7 protein-coding genes are annotated in these 5,560 nt (G+C 33.2%); 6 read left to right on the forward strand and 1 reads right to left on the reverse strand.

Annotation, left to right across the window (positions count from 1 at the left end; translation table 11 throughout):
• Positions 1-275, reverse strand: a 275-nt coding sequence (locus ACIFOT_RS19480; protein WP_430067002.1) for a site-specific integrase, incomplete at its 3' end; no start/stop codon positions are given.
• Between the two features lie 643 nt (positions 276-918).
• Between ACIFOT_RS19480 and ACIFOT_RS19485 the strand changes: the two genes are divergently transcribed.
• The 6 genes from ACIFOT_RS19485 to ACIFOT_RS19510 all read left to right on the forward strand — a co-directional run bounded on the left by ACIFOT_RS19485 (position 919) and on the right by ACIFOT_RS19510 (position 5,406).
• Positions 919-1,086: a hypothetical protein gene (locus tag ACIFOT_RS19485; RefSeq protein ID WP_430067003.1), complete on the forward strand. Its 168-nt coding sequence runs from the start codon at positions 919-921 to the stop codon at positions 1,084-1,086.
• A 68-nt stretch (positions 1,087-1,154) separates the two neighbouring features.
• On the forward strand, positions 1,155-1,664 hold the full coding sequence (locus ACIFOT_RS19490) for a hypothetical protein (RefSeq protein ID WP_430067004.1): 510 nt from the start codon (positions 1,155-1,157) through the stop codon (positions 1,662-1,664).
• A gap of 237 nt (positions 1,665-1,901) precedes the next feature.
• Positions 1,902-2,600 (forward strand): hypothetical protein, encoded by a 699-nt coding sequence (locus ACIFOT_RS19495; protein WP_430067005.1) that lies wholly within the window; start codon positions 1,902-1,904, stop codon positions 2,598-2,600.
• Positions 2,601-2,965: 365 nt separating this feature from the next.
• Positions 2,966-3,310, forward strand: coding sequence for a hypothetical protein (locus tag ACIFOT_RS19500; protein ID WP_430067006.1), 345 nt, complete (start codon positions 2,966-2,968; stop codon positions 3,308-3,310).
• Positions 3,311-3,849: 539 nt separating this feature from the next.
• Entirely contained in the window at positions 3,850-4,278 is a 429-nt protein-coding gene (gene fabZ, locus ACIFOT_RS19505; RefSeq protein WP_430067007.1) for a 3-hydroxyacyl-ACP dehydratase FabZ, read from the forward strand.
• A 120-nt stretch (positions 4,279-4,398) separates the two neighbouring features.
• Complete coding sequence (locus tag ACIFOT_RS19510; protein ID WP_430067008.1) at positions 4,399-5,406, forward strand: ketoacyl-ACP synthase III; 1,008 nt, start codon at positions 4,399-4,401, stop codon at positions 5,404-5,406.
• Positions 5,407-5,560 lie beyond the last annotated feature (154 nt).

Raw genomic sequence — 5,560 nt, forward strand, 5'->3', positions numbered from 1 at the left:
GCGGGATTTTTTGAAATATGCCCCTCCTCATGTGACCAACGAAATAATGATTTCATAAAACGTATTCGGTGAGCCAAACTAGAAGGTTTTAAGGTTCCTCCTGACTTTGCAAGGTATTCTTTAAGTTGAACTGTGGTTATAGTATTAAGTTTAATATCCTTAAAATATCTAATAAGTAATGTGGCTTGGAGTTTATATGCTTTTAATGTTTGTGGCGAAAATCCTTCAATTCGTTTATCCGATTCATATGTTTCCCATGCCTTTGACAATAACAAAATACATCTCTCCCTAAATTTTCTTTTTTAGAGGAATTATTGACTTGATTCTCGAAATTGAAACGGGAGAGTCTATTCAACTATCGGGGCAGGATAGTTGAAGAAGGATTTATTTTGAAGAGTAAAGAATTATAAATAAATACAACTGAAAAAACTAATATAATGGAGAAAGTAGGAATGTCTAGGGGATACTTAGATGAGGCATATGCATAAAGGAAAACATCAAGATTTAACGATGGATTCTATTTTAAAACAAGAGATTTAATATCTGTTTAAAGGACGGTTGCAATGAACAAAGTATTGAATTTGTTTTTTGAAAAAAGTGAAAGAAGACAAAGTACAAAACCATTCATTATTCTAAGGAAACTAAATCTAATATTAGGTATAATCTGTCTTATACTCATTATTAAAAGCGGTTTTAAATCTTTCGAATGGTTATGGCTTTTCGTCGGGGTAAGTAATTTAACTAATGGATTTGAAGATCTTTTAAATAAGAAAACAAAATCTGATATATTATTTGAATTTGGGACTGCCCTTTTAAGTTTCCTTTTATTTTTACAAATAATTGAATAATAAAAATCTTGTTCAACTAACGGATGCTTATGGTTAACAAGTGTTGGTTATGATTTTAGGGGGAACAAAAATGAATGACATAAAAGCTAGCCATTGTATAAACGTTAGGCATATTGCTGGTGCACAGGATGATTATAGAATTAGTGTCGATTTTGACGGAAATATTATTTTATTAACAGAACAGAAGGTACAAGGAAGGTACTTGCATAAGGTATTTCATGTTGTAAATGGAAAATAAATAAAATAGAACTCCCTTCGGTATTGGAAGCATTTGATTTTGTTCAACCTCTTGATGAGATTTGGTTATTGGTTAGTGCAAGAACCGACAAGGAAGAGGGGGATTTAAGGAACGGTACCTTATTTGGTGTTTACGGAAATGTGTTAAAAAAGTTCGAGTTTGATGATGCAATTCAAGATGTACAAACGACAAAGGATTCTGATATATGGGTAAGTTATTTCGATGAAAATATGGATTCAGGTTTAAGATGTTATGATAATGATGGAGTACAAACATTTGATTACGTCGATTTTGTCATGCAAACAGGGAGAAAAGTTCCATTCATAAGCGATTGTTACGCTTTAAACGTCACTTCTAAAGACACAAATATTTATTATTATTCTGACTTTCCACTTGTTACATTAAATAAGACGGGCTATAAAATTATTCGTAATGTTCCTATCAAAGGAAGTCATGCATTTGCTATCTTAAATGATCTAGTTATGTTTAGTCATGGTTATGACCATAGGGCAGTGGTGTACTTGTATTCTTTAAGGGACAAGAAAAAAAAGAAATTTCAAACGGTAAATCAGAGCTGAGAAGAACTGAAATATGATTATGCTGTTGGCAGAGGGAGCAAATTGTTCTTAGTTAAGGATGATGATGTTTACTTAATAGATATGGAAGATGAAAAGTTTGTGAAAGAATATACTTAAAGTAACGGGTGCAAGAGTTAAAGAATGGGATGGCTGCGGCGATCCCTTTTTTATTGCACTAACTGGCAGGATAGTGTCATAAGAATACACATTAGGGGACACTAAAATGAGGTGTTGTCTATGAAAAGATACATTTTCTTCATATTGGTTATTGTTTTTCTTGTTATGCCTAAAAACGCAGAGGCTGACGTAAAGGAATATAGAGTTGTTTCAGAGTTACCTAAAGAAAAGATAACCTTATATGCTAAGGAAAAGAACGGTTTATTTCAAGATTTGAAAATTCATTTTAAAGGAGAAACTTACTTCAGACCTTTTTGGATGAATGTTACAAATCCTACCTATGCCCCGAAACTATTTTACGAAGACATAAATCAAGATGGAAAAAAGGAATTAATCATTACTTTAACAAAAGGATATGGTTCTGGTGCATTAGATGAAGAAGTTTATGTCTATAGATATTCAAATGGATTGATTGATGTACTTGTTGATAATCCTTTAGCGATTATCTATAAAAACGTAAAAACAAAATTAACTACTGAAAAAGCTGAAATCATTGTGTCGGACAAAGTATCCATTGTCGATACTAAATCTATAGAACCTTCGCATTTATTTGAGGATATAGGATTTGGCAGCATTATTGATTATGAAGTAATTAACAAAAATCTTATGGTCAGGGTAAGTGGTCAAATAACACCAGCGATGTTTGTTGGAGATATTATCATTGCTTATGAATACCGTGATAAAATGTATCAAGCGAAAGCAATTGAATTTATAACGGATATGAATAAAAACCCCTTTTATGGTCCAGTGAAATATTAAGCAATCTTCAACTAACGGGTTGCGAGAGTTAAAGATACAAGATCGCTGCGGGGTCTTTTTTCTTGTTGTGCTAACGGACAGGAAAGTTGAAGAAGGAATAAGCCGAGGGAAAGACGAATTAATTATAAATGAATAGAAAAAATTCCCATCATAGGAGGAATGCCATTGAGACGTTTATTTTGGGCTGTAATGGTGGTAATGATTATCCTTTAAGGAATGTATATTTTTCTCCAATAGATAATTAGATTAGTTAGGATTTGCTACGGCAGTCCTTTTTTCTTTTTGTACTAACGGGGCAGGTTTGTTGAACAAGAAATGATAAAAATAATAATAATTACTGTTATTAAGTTTTAGGATGGGATGCTATGTGTGGAATAGATTTTTCAATTGGAGTAACCGATAAAGAAGCATCAAAGGCAGAAAGATATGTTCATTTTAACGAGAGAATACACGCTTACTTAATTAAAAAGGAAAAGGGCAATGGTAATGACTTAAATCTTCTTTTGAATCTTGATCCTTATCGTCAAACAATAATATATAGAGATAAGATTCCAGATTTAATAGTAATATGTGAAGCCTTAATTAATATTAATAATTACAATTTGACTGGTGAGAAGGAACAAGAAATAAGGGCATTTGCACAAGAATTTAAAGAACTATGTGAAGATGCGATAAAACAAAAGAAACACATATACGCTTTTGGAGATTAGGTAATTTTTCTTCTCAGACTCAGTTTCCACCATATTCAGCTAATGGATGTAAGAGTTTAAAAACGTTTACTGCTTCAGCAGTTTATTTTTATTCCAAACCTTTTAATAATCTATGGAGAAAATAAATTATGACACAGTTATTTGTAGGAATTAGTTGTATTATTATTGGATTTGGTTTAAGTTCACTTGGTTTTTATGAAGTTAAAGATGGTTGAAAATTCTATTTGAAGAACGAAGTAAGATAAGGAAGGCTGCCTTTTTCTTTACCATATTTGAATATGTGACAGGGATTTTTATGTTTGGAATCCTGCTGATTTTATTTGGCATAATTGCCATTGTATTAACATTTTTATGAAATTTGCTTGTTGAACTAACGGGGTGCTAGAGTAAAAGAAAATGAACGCTGAGGCGGTCATTTTTTCTTGTTGAACTAACGGATGCAGGATAGTTGAAGAAGAGTTCCGAATTATTATCAACTACTAATACTTAGTGATAAAATTATAATTGATTCTTATAAAATTTAATGCAGGGAGGATGTAATGTTGTTGGAAACTCAAAAAATTAAGGAAATTATTAGGCATCGCTATCCATTTCTATTAGTGGACAGAATTGTGGAATTAGAGGAAGGAAAAAGAGCAGTAGGTATAAAAAATGTATCAGCAAATGAGGAATTTTTTAATGGACATTTCCCTAATTACCCAGTTATGCCAGGTGTTCTAATTGTGGAGTCATTAGCTCAAGTAAGTGCAGTCGTAATGTTAACCAAGGAAGGAAACCAAGGAAGGTTAGGTCTTTTAGCTGGAATAGATAAATGCCGTTTTAAAAAGCAAGTAAGACCAGGAGACCAACTCCGTCTTGAGGTTGAAATTACCCGATTAAAAGGTCATATCGGGAAAGGAAAAGGTATCGCCTTTGTTGATGAAGAATTAGTATGCGAGACAGATTTGATATTTGCATTTGGTGATTAACTTTTTTCTTGGTGGTCCAACAATCGTTACTTTACTTCAATAAGGAGTAAAGCATATTTTTATGTTATAATTAGTACCAGATTCTAATACTAACTTCTAATTTATAATGGGGTGAAATGTATGATAGGAGCAAGAATAACGGCTATTGGGACATATGTACCAGAAAAAAAATTAACCAATTTTGAACTCGAACGAATGGTTGAAACAAATAATGATTGGATTATTCAAAGAACAGGTATACATGAACGTAGAATTAGTCGTCCTGATGAATTTACTAGTGATTTATGCGTAGCTGCCGTAAAGGATTTAATGAAAAGATATAATAAAAAAGTCGAAGATGTAGATATGATCATCGTGGCAACAAGCACTCCAGACTTTCCATTTCCATCTGTTTCAAGTATCATACAGGACCGTTTAGGTATCACACAGACAGGTGCCATCGATTTAAGTGCAGCATGTGCAGGGTTTGTTTATGCATTGCATACAGCACACACTTTTATTGCCTCTGGACTCCACAAAAAGGTTCTTGTTATTGGAGCAGATACCATCTCAAAAATTACGGATTATACCGACAGAAGCACATGTATTTTATTTGGTGATGGTGCAGGTGCCGTATTGGTTGAAAAGGATGAACAATCAAAGAGTTTTATTGGATTTCATTTAGGAAGCGACGGTAAAGGAGCACAGCATGTATACCGTTCTGGGCTATCAAAAATGGTCAATGGGATTGAGTTGCTCGATACTCAATATCTTGTACAAAACGGCAGGGAAGTTTTTCGATGGGTTGTAAGGAATGTTCCTGATAGTGTGAAACAAATTTTGGGGAAAACGAAAACGAGTTTAGAACAAGTTGATTGGTTTATACCTCATAGTGCTAACTTACGGCTAATCGAACCTATTTGCGAGAAATTAGAATTCCCAATGGAAAAAACTCTTTATAGCTTAGTCAACTTTGGAAATACTTCTGCTGCTACAATTCCTTTAGCTCTTGACCTTGGAATCCGTGAGGGAAAAGTTAAAAATGGAGACAGAGTTCTTATGTACGGTTTTGGAGCAGGTTTAGTTCATGCAGGACAACTTTTAGAATTAAATTTTGACGAATTAATTAATATTCCAACCCCGCTATAATGTAAATTTGTGAGAATGTTTAATTAAGAATTACGTTGATTTTAAGGATAGGGTTGTCAATTGGCAACCCTGTTTTTCTTTTTCGAATAGGGTACATTACTCTAATTGTGAAGGAACCACTCCTTTCTTGTTCCACTAACGGGGCAGCATTCCT

The sequence above is a fragment of the Neobacillus sp. NRS-1170 genome (assembly GCF_050468025.1).

Bases quoted from the DNA above. Each gene is read 5' to 3' on its own strand.
- ACIFOT_RS19500 (WP_430067006.1), top strand. From the start codon at position 2,966: ATGTGTGGAATAGATTTTTCAATTGGAGTAACCGATAAAGAAGCATCA.
- ACIFOT_RS19495 (WP_430067005.1), top strand. From the start codon at position 1,902: ATGAAAAGATACATTTTCTTCATATTGGTTATTGTTTTTCTTGTTATG.
- fabZ (WP_430067007.1), top strand. From the start codon at position 3,850: ATGTTGTTGGAAACTCAAAAAATTAAGGAAATTATTAGGCATCGCTAT.
- ACIFOT_RS19510 (WP_430067008.1), top strand. From the start codon at position 4,399: ATGATAGGAGCAAGAATAACGGCTATTGGGACATATGTACCAGAAAAA.
- ACIFOT_RS19485 (WP_430067003.1), top strand. From the start codon at position 919: ATGAATGACATAAAAGCTAGCCATTGTATAAACGTTAGGCATATTGCT.